This window comes from Anaerolineales bacterium, assembly GCA_015075725.1.
Taxonomy (GTDB): Bacteria; Chloroflexota; Anaerolineae; order Anaerolineales; family Villigracilaceae; genus Villigracilis.
In genome coordinates this window covers 3530552-3548346 of the sequence record JABTTV010000001.1, presented here as the reverse complement: position 1 = coordinate 3548346, position 17795 = coordinate 3530552, and the positions used below count along the sequence as shown (strand labels likewise).

At 54.2% G+C, this 17795-nt stretch carries 16 protein-coding genes and 1 pseudogene; 11 read left to right on the top strand and 6 right to left on the bottom strand.

Annotation, left to right across the window (positions count from 1 at the left end):
• Positions 1-37: 37 nt before the first annotated feature.
• The 3 genes and pseudogenes from HS100_17190 (at position 38) to HS100_17180 (ending at position 2646) form a co-directional block, all read left to right on the top strand.
• Complete coding sequence (locus tag HS100_17190; GenBank protein ID MBE7435654.1) at positions 38-958, top strand: diacylglycerol kinase family lipid kinase; 921 nt, start codon at positions 38-40, stop codon at positions 956-958.
• A 7-nt stretch (positions 959-965) separates the two neighbouring features.
• Positions 966-1643 carry a 1-acyl-sn-glycerol-3-phosphate acyltransferase gene (locus HS100_17185; protein MBE7435653.1) on the top strand — a complete coding sequence of 226 codons (678 nt, stop codon included), beginning with the start codon at positions 966-968 and terminating at the stop codon, positions 1641-1643.
• Positions 1644-2448: 805 nt separating this feature from the next.
• A pseudogene (locus HS100_17180) lies at positions 2449-2646 on the top strand (hypothetical protein).
• A 48-nt stretch (positions 2647-2694) separates the two neighbouring features.
• On the opposite strand, the gene HS100_17175 reads toward HS100_17180, so the two are convergent.
• From HS100_17175 to ftcD, 6 genes are all read right to left on the bottom strand, one after another.
• The gene (locus HS100_17175) at positions 2695-3123 is read right to left on the bottom strand and encodes a GNAT family N-acetyltransferase (protein ID MBE7435652.1); all 429 of its coding nucleotides are present in this window, start codon (positions 3121-3123) and stop codon (positions 2695-2697) included.
• Positions 3113-3850: a CDP-alcohol phosphatidyltransferase family protein gene (locus tag HS100_17170; protein MBE7435651.1), complete on the bottom strand. Its 738-nt coding sequence runs from the start codon at positions 3848-3850 to the stop codon at positions 3113-3115. Before HS100_17170 ends, HS100_17175 begins: the two co-directional genes overlap by 11 nt.
• Positions 3851-3944: 94 nt before the next feature.
• On the bottom strand, positions 3945-7088 hold the full coding sequence (locus tag HS100_17165; GenBank protein MBE7435650.1) for an isoleucine--tRNA ligase: 3144 nt from the start codon (positions 7086-7088) through the stop codon (positions 3945-3947).
• A gap of 418 nt (positions 7089-7506) precedes the next feature.
• Positions 7507-8661, bottom strand: a complete 1155-nt coding sequence (locus HS100_17160; protein ID MBE7435649.1) for a diguanylate cyclase — start codon at positions 8659-8661, stop codon at positions 7507-7509.
• Positions 8662-8669: 8 nt separating this feature from the next.
• A complete protein-coding gene (locus HS100_17155) occupies positions 8670-9065 on the bottom strand; it encodes a hypothetical protein (GenBank protein ID MBE7435648.1) in 396 nt (131 codons plus the stop codon).
• A gap of 37 nt (positions 9066-9102) precedes the next feature.
• Positions 9103-10638, bottom strand: a complete 1536-nt coding sequence (gene ftcD, locus HS100_17150) for a glutamate formimidoyltransferase (GenBank protein MBE7435647.1) — start codon at positions 10636-10638, stop codon at positions 9103-9105.
• Positions 10639-10739: 101 nt separating this feature from the next.
• Here ftcD and HS100_17145 point away from each other — a divergent pair, with 101 nt between their 5' ends.
• The 8 genes from HS100_17145 to HS100_17110 all read left to right on the top strand — a co-directional run bounded on the left by HS100_17145 (position 10740) and on the right by HS100_17110 (position 17754).
• Positions 10740-11729 (top strand): aldo/keto reductase, encoded by a 990-nt coding sequence (locus tag HS100_17145; protein ID MBE7435646.1) that lies wholly within the window; start codon positions 10740-10742, stop codon positions 11727-11729.
• Between the two features lie 36 nt (positions 11730-11765).
• Positions 11766-12344: a DUF1211 domain-containing protein gene (locus tag HS100_17140; GenBank protein ID MBE7435645.1), complete on the top strand. Its 579-nt coding sequence runs from the start codon at positions 11766-11768 to the stop codon at positions 12342-12344.
• 227 nt (positions 12345-12571) lie between these two features.
• Positions 12572-13975: a hypothetical protein gene (locus HS100_17135; GenBank protein ID MBE7435644.1), complete on the top strand. Its 1404-nt coding sequence runs from the start codon at positions 12572-12574 to the stop codon at positions 13973-13975.
• Positions 13976-14218: 243 nt separating this feature from the next.
• Complete coding sequence (locus HS100_17130; GenBank protein MBE7435643.1) at positions 14219-14563, top strand: RNA-binding protein; 345 nt, start codon at positions 14219-14221, stop codon at positions 14561-14563.
• A gap of 238 nt (positions 14564-14801) precedes the next feature.
• Positions 14802-16475: an aldehyde dehydrogenase family protein gene (locus HS100_17125; protein MBE7435642.1), complete on the top strand. Its 1674-nt coding sequence runs from the start codon at positions 14802-14804 to the stop codon at positions 16473-16475.
• Between the two features lie 112 nt (positions 16476-16587).
• A complete protein-coding gene (locus tag HS100_17120) occupies positions 16588-16926 on the top strand; it encodes a hypothetical protein (protein MBE7435641.1) in 339 nt (112 codons plus the stop codon).
• Positions 16923-17267, top strand: coding sequence for a hypothetical protein (locus HS100_17115; GenBank protein ID MBE7435640.1), 345 nt, complete (start codon positions 16923-16925; stop codon positions 17265-17267). Before HS100_17120 ends, HS100_17115 begins: the two co-directional genes overlap by 4 nt.
• A gap of 328 nt (positions 17268-17595) precedes the next feature.
• The gene (locus HS100_17110; GenBank protein MBE7435639.1) at positions 17596-17754 is read left to right on the top strand and encodes a hypothetical protein; all 159 of its coding nucleotides are present in this window, start codon (positions 17596-17598) and stop codon (positions 17752-17754) included.
• Positions 17755-17795: the final 41 nt, after the last annotated feature.

Genomic DNA, 17795 nt, shown 5'->3' with positions numbered 1-17795 from the left:
GTAGAGAACGTCCGCCACGCGGCAATCGGGAGTCTGCATGAAATACTTTGTCATCGTCAATCCAACCTCTGGGCGCGGGCTTGGGGAGAGATCCATTCCGCGGATCGAATCCTTTTTGAAGGAGCACAACTTTAATTATACGATCGCCCAAACGAACGGCGTATGGCACGCTGCTGAACTCGCTGAAGAAGCGGCTCGAAACGGCTACGACGTGGTGGTTTGCGCGAGCGGCGATGGCACCGTGAACGAAGCCATCAATGGCATTATGCGCGCCAAGAAGGCGGGATACAACAGCGTTGCTTTCACTGTACTGGGGGTGGGAACCGGAAACGATTTTGCCGGAGGTACGGGCATCCCAACGACTCTGGATGATGGCTTGAACGCTCTGAAGGCAAATAAACGAAAACGCATCGACCTTGGATGGGTCAAGGGGGGCGATTTTCCCGATGGGCGGTATTTTGGAAACGGCATCGGCGTCGGTTTCGACGCGGCGGTGGGAAACGAAGCGGTCAAAGTGCGTTGGACGCGCGGACTGCTGGCGTATTTGATCGGTGTGATCAAGACCGTCTTCCTTTATTACAATCCCGCCGAGGTGGAAATTGTTCTGGACGACGGGGAAAAAATCAAACAACGTTCTCTGATGATCTCCGTCATGAACGGGCGGCGCATGGGCGGGGGCTTCCAAATGGCGCCTGAATCCCAGGCTGACGATGGCTGGTTCGACCTCTGCATCGCCGAAACCGCCTCGAAGGGACGCATCCTGGCAATGATCCCCTATTTCATCAAAGGCACGCAAAAGGTATTGCCAGAGATCCAGATGAAACGCGCCAGAAAAGTCACGATCAAATCATTGGACGTGACCTTCCCTGCCCATGCCGATGGTGAGTTCATCTGCCTTGACGGAAAACAACTGATCCTTGAATTGCTTCCGCAGGAATTGGAAATCATCCACGGTTGAGTCGCTCATGAAAAAATTCTCTCTTTTGTTCATCACATCTTTACTGCGGGTTTACTTCCGTCTGACGATGCGGCTCGACATATCAGGTTTGGAGAAGGTCCCCATGCAGGGACCGCTAATCGTCATCTCCAACCACACCGGCCAGGTTGAAGTGCCTGTGCTTGCCACCGTCTTACAGCCGCGCAAGATTGGCGGGTGGGGAAAAGCGGAGGCTTTTAAAAATCCGCTACTGCGGTGGGTTTTCTGGGCTTGGGACATCATCCCGATCCATCGCGGCGAGGCGGATATGACCGCCCTTAAAAGCGCGCTGCGCAACCTTCAAGATGGTTATATCTTTGGGATTGCGCCGGAAGGAACCCGCAATAAGACCGGAATTCTGAGGCGGGCCATGCCGGGAACCGCCATCCTCGCGGTTCGTTCCGGCGTGACTGTCCTGCCCATCGTGCATTGGGGCGGGGAAAATTATTTGAAGAATCTAAAACGGTTCAAGCGCACCGATTTTCATCTTCGCGTGGGAGAGCCGTTCAAGGTGCATGTGGAGGACAAAATTACCGCCGAAGTCCGCCAGCGGGTTGTGGACGAAATGATGTATAAGATCGCTGAATTGATGCCTGCTGAATACCGCGGAGAATACAGCGACATGAGCAAAGCCGGATACAAATATCTGCGAGCCAGCGGTCAATAGTACCGATTTCCTATCCCACTTTCAGAGTTGTAAATGCGTTTTGGCGGGGAGTCGTATAGAATAAGCTCAACAAGTGAGTGATATGTAAGGAGATAATATGAAACGAATATTTACCGGCATCGCTCTTCTGGCTGCGCTGCTTGCGTTTTCGACCGGGAGCGCCTTAGCCCAGGAAATAACACCGATCACTGGTACGGTTCAACTGGTCGAATTCGATACAGACCCCGATACGGGTGAGACCTTCGCGATCGTCACGCTTGAAAATGCAGACGGCTCGACCCAAACCGTGAATATGACTCTCGAGACCGCGGAAGCCCACGGGTTGATTAACACTTCCACTGGAGCGCCGGTCGTGAGCGAAACTGCGTACGGCACAGAAGTGACCATCGAACCGACCGACGTCCTTCCTGAGACACCAGGCGAGGAAGGTGAAGATGAAGATCAACATCCAGTCGGAGGCGCGCTGTCCGAGTTTTTCAGTGACCTGCTCGGCGTGGACTATGACACAGTGATGACGGTTCATAGCGACGGAGTTGGCTTCGGCGTGATCGCGCAGGCGCTGTGGATGACCAACCAGATCGGCGGCGACACCGAGACTTTCAATGCGCTGCTGGAAGCCAAGAAGACCGGCGATTACAGCAACATTACCCTCGCCGATGGTTCGACACCTGATAACTGGGGTGATATTGTAAAGGGATTGAAGAAAGGTGAAAATTTGGGCAGTGTAATGTCCGGCAAGGCGGATGCTCCCACTACGAATCCGACATCAACCACCACGGTGGAAGGTACGGCCGGCACCCAAAATGGGAATGGCAACGGTAATGGTATTGGAAACAACGCCAGCAATAACGGTCAAGGCAACGGAAACGTCGGTGGAAATGGGAACGGCAACGGGAGTGGAAACGGCAATGGCAATGGAAACGGTAATGGGAAAGGCAAAGGGAACAATGGCAGTGACGATGAAGGCGGGAACGGCAAGGGAAAAGGGAATGGCAAACCCTGAACCAGACTGAATGAGACCGCCGAAGGTTTGAAACCTTCGGCGGTCTTTTTATAGTTTCATCTGGTAGGCGTTCGTATTGCGTCTATGAAATCCCATCTTCAAATACAAACGATTTGCCGCCGCCCGCATCGGATTCGAGGTTAGCGAGATGTTCTTCGCGCTCTTCTCCTTCGCCATTTCGATCGCGCGCTGCATTAACGCCGCTCCCACTCCCTGTCCGCGGGCGGATTCATCCACAATGACATCTTCGATGATAGAGCGGACTCCCGTCGGGACGCGATACACGATGAGAGTCAACGCGCCGATGATCACGCCATCGTCAGCGCGGGCAAGCAGAAGAGTGGAGTCGGCATCTAGCAGGAGGGCATGCAATTCGCCAAGGGAAGGAGGCGGATTATTATTGGTCATTTGAGGGACAAGGCGTTGAAATGCCTGATAAAGCTCATCATCCGCCCGTGTTGCAATTTCAATTTGCATGGGCGGTCGTGTTCTTGTTTTTGGGGATCAGGCTTAACACAAGATAATATCCGACGTAAATGAGCGACGCCCACGCCACCCAGCCGGGCTGGTTTGGATATTGTAGAAGACCCCAAATGCCGATCGCGCCATACAGATAAGTAAGAACGAGCGTAAGAACGCGAAGGGTGGTGTTACGGCTGGGATAAATATATTTGACAGGTATAAAGACCATGACGTTGAAGAGCATCAGGAAACCGAAATTGATCCAGGGCGGCAGGTTCATTAGAAGCATGTAAAGCGCTGCGACATTCCAATAGGAAGGGAAACCCTTGAAGTGATGGTCCTCGGTCTTGGCGTCGGACTGGGTGAATTGATACGCAGACGTGAGCAGGATGAGACAAGCCGTAAGCCATTTGACTGATTCAGGCAAAAGGTCGGTATGGATCATAAAGATGGCGGGGACAAGGACGTAATTAAGATAATCGAGGATATTATCGAGTAATGCGCCGTCTATCCCGCTGGCGTATTTTTTCACATCCACCCAACGCGCCAACACGCCGTCGAAGCCGTCCACCAGCATGGCGACGATCATCCAAACGATCATCATTTTGTAATTCCCCTCGAAGACGGCAAAAATGCCGAGCAAGCCCCAAATGGCGCCGGTGGCGGTAAAGAGATGCACACCGTACGCGGCAGCGACTCGGAGGAAATTTGGCTTGGATTCAATTCGTGCAGAGCTGTTCATGGTCATTCCTTTGGAAACTTTCAGTCTATAACACCGATTATTATAAAAGGAAACAAAAAGGACGACTCGTCTGAGTCGTCCTTTTTCAAAACTGTCAGGCTTTTTGCAGGCCGATTGTCACCTTTTCGCCCTCAAACTCATCATCAACAACAGACGTACCGGCAGGCGGCGCAGAAAAGGATAACTTCGTACAGAGTGTCTCTGCGGTGATGTAATCTTTATGAGCCTCCACCGCGGACCTCAAACCTGCACTGGCTTCCACGAACAATTCGATGCGGTCGGCGACATCGAGGTTTGCGGTCTTGCGCAGGTCCTGCACTCGGCGAACGAATTCACGTGCCAAGCCCTCAGCAACTAGTTCGGGCGTCAATGTGGTAACGAGCGCGGCAACGTACGCGCCATCTTCTGCCACAGCAAAACCTTCCTTTGCAAGCGCCTTCACTTCCACTTCTTCAGAGATGATTTGGAATACTTCGCCTCCAGCATTGACAACAACCTGATCGCCGCCAAGCAAAGTGCGCGCAACTACCTCAGAATCCATCGCAAGTATCGCCTTTTGGATGGCAGGGAACTTGTTTCCATATTTCTGTCCAAGCTGTTTAGGTAGGGGTTTTACAGAGTGAGACACGGCTTCGGTGGAAGCATTTAATAGTCGTACTTCTTTGACGTTTAACTCATCTTGAATCACTTCAGCATTCTTGAGTAAAGCACCTCGCTCGGTGATATTACTTACTGAGAAAGCAGCTTCCGCCAATGGCTGACGGACTTTGCGGTTCGCCTTCTGCCGCGCCGAGTGACCAAGCGAAACAAGTTTCATAACCAGTTCCATTTCGCGGTTGAGAGACTCGTCGATGAACTCCTCCATCACAACGGGCCACTCCGCGAGATGCACCGATTCAGGCGCGGTCTCATCCACTGAGCGGACGAGGTTTTGATACAACTCCTCAGCGATGAAAGGCATGGCAGGCGCGACAAGTTTGGCAACTGTTACAAGCGCCGTATAAAGAGTTGAATAGGCGGACTGCTTGTCTGCATTGGACTCATTTTTCCAGAAGCGTCGGCGTGACCGTCGCACATACCAGGTCGAGAGCGTCTCGACGAATTTTTCGACAGGGCGCGTGGCATTCGTCACGTCGTAATCGTCGTAGGCGTTGGTCACATCGCGGACCAGCACATTCAACTCGGAGAGCAGCCAGCGGTCGAGTTCGTTCGTCGGCGCGAGGACTTTGAGTCCCTGCGGCTTGTCGAGGTTGGCATAGGTCACGAAGAACGAATACACATTCCACAGCGTAAGCGTAAAGCTGCGGATCACGTCCCCGACCAAATCGGAGGAGAAGCGGCGCTCCTGTCCCGGCGGCGTGGCGGTGAAGAGATACCAGCGCAGCGCATCCGCGCCGTGCAGGTTGATCACATCCCAGGGTTCGACGATGTTGCCCAGCGACTTCGACATCTTGCGTCCTTCGGCGTCTTGAATATGACCGAGGCAGATCACGTTTTTGAACGAGACTTTGTCGTTGAGCAAAGTCGAGATGGCATGCAGCGAATAGAACCAGCCGCGCGTTTGATCGACCGCCTCGCAGATGTAATCGGCCGGATATTGCGCCTCGAACTTTTCCCGATTCTCGAACGGATAATGCCACTGGGCATACGGCATCGCGCCCGAATCAAACCAGACATCGATCAAGTCCTTGACGCGGCTCATTCCGCCCCCGCACTTGACACACTTCCAATGAACGTTGTCCACGTGTGGGCGGTGCAGGTCAAGTTCGGTCAGGTCCTTTCCAGTCTTTTCAGAAAGTTCCTTTACAGAGCCGACACATTCCCGGTGATGGCAACCGTCACATTCCCAGACCGGAAGCGGCGTGCCCCAATAACGCTCGCGCGAGAGCGACCAGTCGATGTTGTTTTCCAGCCAGTTGCCGAAACGTCCGTTACGGATGTGGTCGGGGACCCAGTGAATGGTCTTGTTCAAGTTAACGAGTTGGTCTTTCCTTGCGCTGGTGCGGATGTACCACGACTCGCGCGCGTAATAGAGCAGCGGCGTGCTGCACCGCCAGCAGAACGGATAAGTATGTGTGTAGCTCTCCGAGCGGAACATCAACCCGCGCGCTTCGAGGTCTTTGATGATCTGCGGGTCGGCATCCTTGACGAAGACTCCGCGCCAGGGGGTGACTTCGGGGATGAATGACCCGTCCGGTTGAACGGTGAGCAGGACGGGTAGATCGTATTGCTTCGCCATCTCCATATCTTCCGCGCCGAAGGCTGGAGCCTGATGAACCAAACCCGTGCCGTCCTCGGTGGTAACAAAATCGCCCATCACAACAAAGTGAGCAGGCTTATCGAGCGGTACGAAGGTAAAGAGCGGTTTGTACTTCACGCCTTTCAACTTTTTCCCTTTGAAGGTATCGATGATTTTCACTTCCTCGCCGCGGAAGACCTTCTCCAAAAGCGATTTGGCAAGGATCAGTTTTTCCGTCGAGCCGTTGTGCGCTCTTTCGACAGTCACATAGTCCACTTCGGGATGCGCGGCAACAGCCACATTGGCGGGAAGAGTCCACGGCGTCGTCGTCCACACCAGCATGGAGGTATCCGGCTTATCCACGAGCGGGAAGCGCACGAAGACCGAGGGATCGGTCGCTTCATCGTAGCCAAGCGCCACCTCATGGTCCGAGAGAGGCGTGCCGCAGCGAGGGCAATACGGCACGATCTTGTAGCCCTTGAAGAGCAGATCCTTCTCCCAGAAGTTCTTCAAAATCCACCAGACCGACTCGATGTAGTCGTTGGTGTAGGTCACATAGGCGCTGTCCAGATCCACCCAGAAGGCGATGCGTTCGGTGAGTTTTTCCCATTCCTGGATGTAGGTAAAGACCGATTTCTTGCAAAGCTCGTTGAACTTATCGATGCCGTATTCTTCGATCTGTTGTTTGTTGGTGAAACCGAGTTGTTTCTCCACTTCGATTTCGACCGGCAGGCCATGCGTATCCCAGCCGCCGCGGCGTGAGACGTGATATCCGCGCATGATCTTGTAGCGCGGGAACATATCCTTGAACGCCCGCGCAAGGACGTGATGCACGCCGGGGCGTCCATTGGCGGTGGGCGGTCCTTCATAGAAAACATACTCGGGTCTGCCCTGCCGCTGCTCGACGGTCTTTTTGAAAATTCCCTGCTTTTTCCACATTTTGAGGACGTTGTCCTCCATCGCAGGCACATCGAGTTTTGGATTGACTGCTTTGAACATTCTCACTCCTGGTTGAAGGTCAAAGGTTGAAGATTACAGGTTCACACTTTCAACCTGCAACTTGCAACCTTCCAACCCGAATTAAAAGAAAAACTCTCATCTCACACAGAGACGAGAGCAAGGCTCACGCGGTACCACTCTGGTTTCACGCACTTGGCGTGACACTCAATGGACGACAACCATCGCCCTGTTCCGATAACGAGGGACAAATTCGGCTCACTTACTTTCAGCGACTGATCACTGTTTATTGGTCACTGATTTCTGCTCACAGCTCCGGGAGGATTTTCAACCGTCAGGTCGTATCCGCCTCACACCATTTCACGGACTCGCTGTTCGTTTTGAACGGTCTACTCGTTCCCATCAATGCTTTTGGATGCCGGGATTATACACAAGCCGGGGAGTTTGGGCAAGGAAGTCCTCAAGCCGGGGGTGTAAACCTCTCTTCCGTATCTGTACTCCAGACCACGATCTGATCCCTGCCGGTTCTCTTGGCCTCATACAAGGCATGGTCTGCGCGGCGCAGCATGGATTCAAGTGAATCCCGTCCGCCCATGAATTCGGTCAAACCCAGGCTGAATGTGATCTTTATGGAGTCTGTCCCCAACCCGAACGGGCTTTCTGCCACGACGGCGCGCAATCGTTCGACTGCCTGCAGCGCCGCCTGTTCGTCCGTTTTTGGCATGAGGATCGCGAACTCCTCGCCGCCCAACCTCCCGATGATGTCGAAATCGCGGATGTTCCCTCGAAGGATTGCGGCAAGCCCTGCCAGCGCCCTGTCCCCCGCCTGGTGGCCGTAGCTGTCATTGATTTCTTTGAAGTAGTCGAGGTCGATCATTGCGAAGGCGAGCGGGGTCCCGTACCGTCGTGCGAAGCCGATCTGGCTCTCCGCCAATTCCATGAAATGACGCCGGTTATAAGTTAAAGTCAGTTCGTCCGTAATGGCAAGTTTTTCGAGTTTATCGCGGGTCTGCTTAAGCGCGGTGATATCGCGCCAGACGACCAGCCTGCCCATGGGCCGTCCTTTCGCATCCAGAAGGGTGGAAATGCTTAAATCAAGCGTGATTTCTCCGACGGTAATCTCCGTACGGGCTTGAGCGGTTTTGGAAAATTTTTCGACGAGATCCGGCATGTGTTTAAAGGCGGATTCCACCCGATCGCCGAGCGAAAAATCGGGTGACAGTTCCCTTCTCGCGGCCGGGTTGACATCCACAATACGGTCGTTCGAATCGAGCACAAGCACGCCTTCACCCATGCTTTCGATCAACGCGCTGCGCGCGATCGGCACAATATCAAGCAGGCGGTAACGGATCAGCGCAAAGGCAATGAACAACGCGGTGAACGAAAAAATGAAAGGGGTCATATCCGCATTGGGCAGTAAGCCACCGCCAGACAGGACAAACCCGACGTGTACAAGCCAGGGCACTACAGCGGCCGCCAGGATCATCGCCGCCTGCCGTTGATACACTCCCTTCGAACGACGGAAGGTTACGACAAGGATCAGGAATGCGATCAGGATGAGCAGATAGGAATAATAGATATTCGCCCAATGGACCGGACCCGCGTCGAGAATCATGACCGTGTTCAGCGCGCGCTTCCCGCCAAAAACAGGTCATGCCACGGGTCCGTCCAAAGCAGGATGAAACAGATCACCGGCTCGATCAACAACGCCAGAATGAACGGGCGGTTCAACCAGCGCCGCGCATTGGAATATTCAAGCGCAAATATCAGGAAGGCGGTCGGCACGGTGAACGCGCCTGCCAGGGTAATATCCAGCCAGAAGTAGGGCGTGATCGCGGGTATATCGACCCAGAAGATGGCGTACGTAATATCCCACCAGGCAAGCCCGAGCAGAAAGATCGCCAGCGGTTTCGCGCCGGCCGCCTCGCGCCGAAAGTACCAGATCATGACCGCCACCACGAGGCACGCGACACCGGCGGCGAGCAGGATCGCAGAGTAATAGATATTTGGCGGAAGCATGATAGGTTGACTCTACACTTAAGAAATAAGGCGGGAGTTAAACCCCGCCTCGTTCTTTCATCACAAGCTGGATCTCCTCCTCGAGTTTATCCGCCGCCTTTTCCAGCGCGGCCAAATCCTTCAACATCTTATCGCCCAGCGACTTTTCCGCGAGCGAATTGATATTGATGCGCACATTGAATCCGGCCGCTGTCAGCGAGGCGCGCGCCATGGCAAAGCCGGACATGGCGTCGCTGATGGCGCTTTGCAGTCCGTGCTTGGCGCATTTGAGGGCGAGCTCCATCACTTTGACGGCATGCTGCGCCACATGGAGCGGGATATGCGCGGCATTCAATGTCGCCTGTGTGATCGCCGCATCCCGGGCGGAGTTTTGATCATCCGTCTCCTTTGGCATTTTGAACTTCGCCATTAAAACTTCAAAGGAAGCGGCATCGTCGTCCACGGCTTGGGTCAGCTCGGCGCGGAGATTCTCGGCAACGACTCGAATGGCTTGCATTTCGGCTTCCACATCGGCATATTTCTTTTTGCCGATGGTGACTCCTGAAACCATGGCAACCAGAGCCGCTCCCATCGCTCCGGCATAGGCTCCGGCAGAACCGCCGCCAGGAGTCGGAGTCGGTGCGGCTAACTGTTCGATGAAACTGGATCCGCTACCGGCGGAATCCGAAGCGTCCGCGGTGGGAGGAGAGTAAAGCCGGGATTCGAGAATCTGTTCGGGAGAGAAAGAATCCAATTGGGTGTACCAGACCGCGGCATCCACCAACGCTGCCTGCGGAATCAAGCCGACGAGTTCGCTGTGATGAATTCCCACGCCGTAACGCTCCGCTTCGCGGCGGATGAATTCGACGACGCGGGCGATGGGCGTTTCGGGGAAGTTGGTGAGATTCATCGAGACCTGCGCGCGGCCGTCCACGAGCAGACCGAGACCTTTGACATAACGCAATCCGCCCGAAGACTGACGCACAGCCTTGGCGATCTTTTTGGCGATATTGACATCATCGGTGGTGAGATAAACGTTGAATGCGATCAGCGGGTTGCGCGCGCCGATGACGGTCGCGCCCGCCTTCGGAAGTTTGCTTGGACCGTAATCCGGTTTGCGATTTGAATCGGTCTCAATCTCTTTCTTCAAGCCTTCGTATTGCCCCCTGCGGATGTTTTCGAGATTCGTTCGTTCGGGCTTGGTCGCAGCGGCTTCATAGAGATAAACAGGGATTTTGAGTTCCCTGCCGACGCGCTCGCCGAGTCGTTTGGCGATGGCGATACATTCGTCCATGCTCGCGCCGCTGAGCGGAACGAATGGAACGACATCCGTCGCGCCGATGCGCGGATGCTCTCCGGTATGCGCGTCGAGATCAATTAATTCGGCGGCGGTCTTGATGGCAAGAAAGGCGGCTTCCTCCACACCCGCAGGCGACCCGGCAAAGGTCAACACGGTGCGGTTGTGGTCGAGGTCGGAGGAACGGTCGAGGAGTTTGACCTCGGCGACCGACTGGATGGCGGCGGCGATCTTATCTATCACTTCCGGTCGCCGCGCTTCGGAGAAGTTGGGGATGCATTCGATGAGTTGGGACATTTACGTTTTATTTCAGGCTTTGAGTATGGATTAACACGTCGAAGTATAGCAGAATCGAGAAACACCTGTGGTATGCTTCGGTCATCAAGTAGGAGATGCCCATGAACTACCGACAAATGGGAAAAACCGGTTTGCGGGTCAGCGAACTTTGCCTCGGCGCGATGACCTTCGGGCGCGAGACCGCCGAGAATGAAAGCATCAAACTCCTTGATCGATTCGTCGAAGCGGGCGGGAACTTTATAGACACTGCCGATGTGTATAACGAGGGCAGGTCGGAGGAGATCATCGGGGGATGGCTGAAAGGCAAAAACCGTGATGATTTTGTGATCGCCACAAAGGTCCGCTTTCGCACGGGTCCGGGTGCCAACGACATCGGCTTGAGCCGCAAACATATCCTTGCCGGGGCAGAAAACAGCCTGCGCCGATTAGGCACAGACTACATCGATATTTACCAAATCCACAAATGGGATCCGCTCACCCCCATCGAAGAGACGCTTGCCGCTTTGAATTCTCTCGTGCAGGCGGGCAAAGTCCGCTATTTGGGCGCGAGCAACCTGGCGGGACATGAATTTCAGAAAGCCATCGACATCAGCCGCTTCAACGGATGGGAACCGTTCACCTGCCTCCAGCCCTTATACAACCTGCTCGACCGCGGAACGGAATGGGAATTGCTCCCGGTTTGTTTGAACGAGGGGGCGGGGATGATTCCGTGGAGTCCATTGCGAGGCGGGTGGCTGAGCGGAAAATATCGCCGGGGAATGTCCGCGCCTCCTTCCGGGACGCGCATCGATGATGCCGAGAAACACGGCTGGAGCGAACGCTGGTCCCTTTACGCCAATGAACGCACCTGGGACGTGATCGATGCCTTGTTCGCCGTCGCAGAAGAATCCGGTAAAACCCTTGCACAGGTCGCATTGAATTGGGTGATGAACCGTCCGGGCGTGACCGCTCCGATCATTGGCGTGCGTTCGATGTCAAATCTCGAAGAGAATCTCGGCGCAAGCGGATGGTCGCTTACGGACGATCAAATGCAAAAACTGACGCGCGCCAGCGATGTGCCGCTCCCCTACCCGCACAGTTTCGAGGGCTGAACCCTCCAAGTTAATACATTCCATTAGAGGTTTATTATGAGCAAAGGAAGACTCGAAGCCTTCAGCGACGGCGTGCTCGCCATTATCATCACGATCATGGTTCTCGAACTGGCTCCGCCGCATGAGCCGAATCTTTCCGCATTGACGTCGTTGATTCCAAAATTCCTGAGTTATGTGTTGAGTTTTATCTTTATAGCCATTTACTGGAACAACCATCATCATCTCTGGCAGGCGGTGGAGAAGGTCAACGGCTCGATCCTTTGGGCGAATATTCACCTGCTCTTCTGGCTGTCCCTTGTTCCCTTCGTAACCGGCTGGATGGGCGAGAATCCATTCACCGCATTGCCCGTTGCGTTGTATGGGGTTGTAATGTGGATGTCCGGATTGGCATATTACATCATGGTCCGCGCATTGACGGCGCATCATGACAGGGGCTCACTCCTCGCCGCCGCGCTTGGTAATAAAACCAAGGAATACATCTCCCTCTCCCTCTATACGATCTCCATTCCGCTTGCATTTCTGTTTCCCTGGGTTTCCCTTGTCTTATTCGTGATCGTCGCCATCATCTGGTTGATCCCCGACCGCCGCATCGAAGACCTTTTGAAGGACAAGTAAAACATTCGATCTGAATACATTACACTATTAAAAATAGGACGTAGACAAGCGCGGAAAACGCGGATTCAATGCGTTTTTTCGGACATTTCGTCAAAAAATCTGCATCCATCCGAGTTAATTCGCGTCCTAATACCAGTGTAAGGTAATCAAACCTTCGATGGTTCCAACCCGGTGATTCCGGGGTTATACTCGAGACCTGAAAGTAAATTTATCCGTGTGAGGCAACCATGCCAGACAGCCAATCCCTCAGCCTGTTCAAGTGTTCATCCTGCGGCGCCCCGCTCGACCCGGCGCCGGGAATGGCAACGATGAAATGTCCGTACTGCGGCGCGACTGTCATCATCCCGGAGACGTTGAGGGCATCCGCTTCTTCGCCCTCGCAAACCGGCAAATCGGGCGGATATACCAGCCTTTCCGACGTGACCGAATTGGCGAAACAGGGCAAATTCGACGAAGCCGCCAGGATCTACAGCAAAATCACCGGGCTGAAGCACGAATATGCGCTATTGAGCGTAAAGTCCATGGCGGGGGTTCGGGATGATGAGCCCGCGCAGTCAGTTCCCCCACCATCGAGAAACCCAACTTATTCGACGGGTCCCGTCATCGTCAACAGGCCTCAAACCGGTTCGAGACCCGGTGAGCCCTTTGTCGTCGATTCGATTCCTTCCACGCCGCGCGCCCGACCGCGAAATCGTTCGTGTCTCGGCGGATTGATCAACCTGATCGTGCTTATCTTCATACTGGTCAGCGTCTTTCCAAGCATCCTGGAAGCCCTTCCGTTCGAATTCCCATCGGAAATCCCCGGTCTTCCCTCGGGCGATTCCCTGGTCCCGGCTCCGTTCGCCGATCAAGTCTTTGCCTTCAGTCCCCAGGGAATGAACGATCCACGCGCCATCGGAGTGGATGGGAATGGAAATATTGTAGTAGGCGATTTCAGCAGCGATGAGATCCGCGTCTTCGATTCCGCCGGAAACCTAACCGCCAACTTCACACCGGAAGGCGACCCCTACCTGACGACCATCGCCGTCACCCGCAAAGGGATGATCTACGTCCCTGGAGATACCATTCAAATGTACAACCTGAATGGTGAAAAATTTGGCGAAATCGGCGAACCCATTTTCTTTGGGTATCGACACATCGCCCTCGGCCCGAACGATACGGTCCACGCAATGACGCACGATGCCATTGTCCGCTTCGACCAAAACGGGCGGATCGATCTCTCGATTCCAGTCGAATCGCTGGAAGAACTCTCGGGCGAAACGATCGGTACCGGGCAGATCGCGGTCGATGCGCAGGGGAATATCTATTTTTGGGGAAACTTCGATGCAACCATCTATAAGTTCTCCCCGCAGGGACGATACCTGATTCGATTTGGGGGAGAGGAAGGGAATGACGGATTCGAGCCCGGCAAATTCGTAAGCCCGCACCAGATCGCCGTCGACAATTTTGGGCGATTGTATGTCGTCGATTTCTTCAACATCCAGGTCCTCGACGCGGACGGGAATTACATCGACAGGATCGAAAGCGGACATTATGGAGCGGCGTTCGATTCGCAGAACAACCTTTATGCGACCACTGCCGTGGATCATTCAATCGTCAAATACGAGGTTAAAAGTCCCGGCGACCAGTGACGTGCCGAAGAAAATTGAACCGAATTACTCCACTATGTTTTGGGTCGCCGCGTGATACAATTCCCGCCGGATGCATGAATCAAGGCGGGTCATCAAACGGAAGGACGCCTCACGAACCAAGGCCTGGATGTTTGCCGATCGACTCATCATGCACCGACTATCCACCCGCCCGGCTTGATTGGGCGGTGCTTTTGTGCAGTGACGCAATCCTTCCGGCAGCGCCGCGCACCCAGGAGATACGCAATGGAATACAAACTTTACGTCGGGAACCTGGCTTACTCGGTCACCGAAGCCGACCTTCAGACGCTGTTCGCGCAGGCAGGGGCGGTCAAATCGGTGGCGCTGATCAAGGACAAGTTCACGGGTCAATCCAAGGGTTTTGCCTTCGTCGAGATGGAAAACCAACAGGGCATGGATACCGCCATCAACATGTTCAACGGCAAGGACTTTCAGGATCGCGCCCTGACCGTCAGCATCGCCCGCCCGCGAGAGGAACGCCCGAGGTTCGGCGGCGGGTACGATAGCCGCGGCGGCGGAAAAGACCGCAAGCGAAAACCCCGGGGCGGAGACAATAAACAACGTTGGTAATCAGAAATGGATCCCCCGCATTGGGGGATTTTTCATTCTGCTGCCATGGAAGTACAAAAAAGTGTTTTCGCCATGTGGGTTTTGAATTAAGAGGGAAGTCACTTCAAAAAACCGCAGCTATACTTTGACGGAGGTCAATTCCCCTGCTATACTCCGATTAAGGCGTCAGCCCGCAATTTGAAGGCTGGCAGCAGAAACGAAATCCACACACTGGAAACCAAATTCAAGGAGAATTCCTATGGCTTTCAAACTCACGTACGCCACCATGTTCAACCCGCCTGAGACCCTGCACAAAGGCTTCGACAAAGCCGTCGCCCACCTCAAGGCGAACCTCGGCAGGGAATACGGGATGATCATCGATGGCAAGGATGTATTTGCCGACGAAAAATTGGACGACTTCTCCCCCGTCAACACCGAATGGAAACTGGCGGTGATGCAAAAGGGCAACGCCTCTCACGCCAAAATGGCGATCGACGCGGCGCGGCGCGCCTTCCCCAAATGGAGTCGCACCCCCTGGCAGACCCGCGTCAAACTGGTGCGCAAGGCTTCGGCCCTGATCGAGAAGCGCATTTTCGAACTCGGCGCGGCAATGGCATTGGAGGTCGGCAAGAACCGCATGGAATCGCTCGGCGACGTGCAGGAGACTGCCGACCTTATGTATTATTCGGCTTTGATGATGGAGCAGAACAACGGCTTCATCAAACCGATGGGCAAGGATCCGCTTGTCGGCTTCGACTCGACGAATGTTTCCGTTCTCCGCCCTTACGGCGTCTGGCTGATCGTCTCCCCGTTCAACTTCCCCTTCGCTCTCACGGGCGGACCGACAGGCGCGGCGCTCGTGGCTGGCAATACCGTCGTCATCAAACCTGCCACCGATACCGCATGGATCGTGCGTTTGTATGCGGAATGCCTGCGCGATGCGGGATTCCCGAACGGTGTGGTGAACTTTGTGACCGGACCCGGCTCGTCCCTTGGCCAGGCTTTGGTCGAAAATCCAGAAATTGATGGTGTGACCTTTACCGGGTCCTTCGATGTCGGCATGAAAATGTACCGCGATTTCGCGAACCGTAACTACGTCCGCCCGATCGTGCTCGAGCTCGGCGGGAAGAATCCCGCCATCGTGTCGCGCAATGCCAATTTGGAAGATGCAGCCACCGGCATCGTCCGATCCGCATTCGGCTTGCAGGGACAGAAATGCTCCGCCGCCTCCCGCATCATCGTGGAAGAGCCCGTCTACGATGAACTCGTCGCCAAACTCAAAGCCAAGGTCGACGCCTTCGTCATCGGCGACCCGACCGAACGCAGTACCTACATCGGTCCCGTCGTCAACAAAAGCTCCTATAACGACTTCAAGAATTTCTGCGAAGAGATTCACGGCGCAGGAGGAAAGTTCCTCACCGGCGGCAAGGTCAAGACCGGCGGCATGTACGACAAAGGCTACTTCTGCGAACCGACCCTCGTCACCGACCTGCCCTTCGAACATCGTTTGTGGCAGTACGAGATGTTCCTGCCCATCAGCACAATCGGCAAGGTCAGCAATCTCGACGAAGCCATGAAGATCGCCAATAACGTCAACTACGGGCTCACTGCAGGATTCTACGGCTCGCTTAAGGAAACTGACTGGTTCTTCGACAACATCGAAGCCGGTGTGACCTACGCCAATCGCCCGCAAGGCGCGACCACCGGCGCATGGCCCGGCTTCCAACCCTTCGGCGGCTGGAAAGGCTCCGGCGCCAGCGGCAAGAACGGCGGCGGTTACTACTACGTCCAGCTTTACATGCATGAACAGATTCGAACATTGGTCAAACCCGCCAAGCCTGCACCTGCAAAGAAGGCTGTGAAGAAGGTGATTAAGAAAAAGATTGCCACAAAGTCCCTGAAAGGGAAGAAAGCGGCGAAGAAAAAGAAGTAATGAGTAACGAGTGACTAGAGAGCCTCCCGGAGTTTGTTCGGGAGGCTTTTTTGATTCAAAACCGGGGAAGTGGAATAAAATAAGCTCATCACCTAAAAATCAAGGAAACCAGATGATCCATACTTTACGCGAAAAAGCTTTTCTTGCCCAAGTAAGAGAGATGCTCCAGGAACACAAAACCATGATCAAGATCGTGGTGGATATACGCCAACGTATTCTTTCGGGAGGCGGCGAGATGCACGCGGATTGCGAATCAGTTTTGCTTGAGAATGGGAGTGAACAAGACGACCTTTGGGGTGCGAACTGGTACCCGTCTGAGCAACGCATCGAATTTGAATCGCTGATCAACATCCGCCCCCGCCTGGGAAATCGGAGTATCATTTTGCAGGATGAAAATCTCCGCAAACAGGTCGAAGATGTGACCCGTGCCATCCTTGGAGGTGTGCAATGACGGATAAAGAAAAGAAGAGACAACGCTTCCTGCGCGACCCGCTCGAAAAACGGCTCGGCGGACTCGCCGCCACTCTCGCGCGGATTTCGTCCAGCGCGCGAAATTCGGAGTCGCCGGTTGTTGTGGAAAATCTATTGGATGAAGCCAAGCATTACATCGAGTGGACCGCCGCCGATGCCGAGATCGAAACTGCTGCAGAGTTAGTGCAAATGCAAAGACTGATCACCCTTTGGCAAAAATCATGGAAGAATGCTTTTCAAGATTCAACTCAGCGGATTGTGCTTTCCACACAGGCAAAGGAATGGTCTGATAAAGCATTAGAGAGTTCAGGGTTGGTATAAACCTCCTCCCGTGGAGACTCGTACCCTTCCTCGACCACTGCGTTGACCTGATCTTCCTGCGCCGTGTCGGTGGCGGATGCATCTTTATCCACCGCCTGTTGATGGAACACTTCGCTGAAATGTACGTGGAAACAAAAAAGACCTGACAGGTTTCCACAGAGCCTCGATAAACCAACATGACTTTGATTCACAGAACCCGAATCGACTCGATACTCATTAAAACTTGTCAGGTCTGCCTCATCTTCCTGCGCCGCGTCGGTGGCGGATACATCTTCGTCCACCGTCCGTTAATGGAACACTTCGCCGAAATGTACGTGGAAACAAAAAAATGAAATTCGCAGACAACCATCCACGAATAAAAACCTTCACGAATTCCTATAGACTCGCCCACCGGATCGTTTATTCGTGGATGGAATATCCATGCTGCGCAAACTCCACGCCCTCCTCAAAGGCAAAGACCCTGGCTTCGGCGGTCTCGTCCGCGTAATGAATAAACGCCAGGAGTTCTCTGGGTCCACGCGAAATTTG

Coding starts and splice junctions, on each gene's coding strand:
- HS100_17190 (MBE7435654.1), top strand. CDS start 38: ATGAAATACTTTGTCATCGTCAATCCAACCTCTGGGCGCGGGCTTGGG.
- HS100_17185 (MBE7435653.1), top strand. CDS start 966: ATGAAAAAATTCTCTCTTTTGTTCATCACATCTTTACTGCGGGTTTAC.
- HS100_17175 (MBE7435652.1), bottom strand. CDS start 3,123: ATGCAAATTGAAATTGCAACACGGGCGGATGATGAGCTTTATCAGGCA.
- HS100_17170 (MBE7435651.1), bottom strand. CDS start 3,850: ATGAACAGCTCTGCACGAATTGAATCCAAGCCAAATTTCCTCCGAGTC.
- HS100_17165 (MBE7435650.1), bottom strand. CDS start 7,088: ATGTTCAAAGCAGTCAATCCAAAACTCGATGTGCCTGCGATGGAGGAC.
- HS100_17160 (MBE7435649.1), bottom strand. CDS start 8,661: ATGATTCTCGACGCGGGTCCGGTCCATTGGGCGAATATCTATTATTCC.
- HS100_17155 (MBE7435648.1), bottom strand. CDS start 9,065: ATGCTTCCGCCAAATATCTATTACTCTGCGATCCTGCTCGCCGCCGGT.
- ftcD (MBE7435647.1), bottom strand. CDS start 10,638: ATGTCCCAACTCATCGAATGCATCCCCAACTTCTCCGAAGCGCGGCGA.
- HS100_17145 (MBE7435646.1), top strand. CDS start 10,740: ATGAACTACCGACAAATGGGAAAAACCGGTTTGCGGGTCAGCGAACTT.
- HS100_17140 (MBE7435645.1), top strand. CDS start 11,766: ATGAGCAAAGGAAGACTCGAAGCCTTCAGCGACGGCGTGCTCGCCATT.
- HS100_17135 (MBE7435644.1), top strand. CDS start 12,572: ATGCCAGACAGCCAATCCCTCAGCCTGTTCAAGTGTTCATCCTGCGGC.
- HS100_17130 (MBE7435643.1), top strand. CDS start 14,219: ATGGAATACAAACTTTACGTCGGGAACCTGGCTTACTCGGTCACCGAA.
- HS100_17125 (MBE7435642.1), top strand. CDS start 14,802: ATGGCTTTCAAACTCACGTACGCCACCATGTTCAACCCGCCTGAGACC.
- HS100_17120 (MBE7435641.1), top strand. CDS start 16,588: ATGATCCATACTTTACGCGAAAAAGCTTTTCTTGCCCAAGTAAGAGAG.
- HS100_17115 (MBE7435640.1), top strand. CDS start 16,923: ATGACGGATAAAGAAAAGAAGAGACAACGCTTCCTGCGCGACCCGCTC.
- HS100_17110 (MBE7435639.1), top strand. CDS start 17,596: ATGAAATTCGCAGACAACCATCCACGAATAAAAACCTTCACGAATTCC.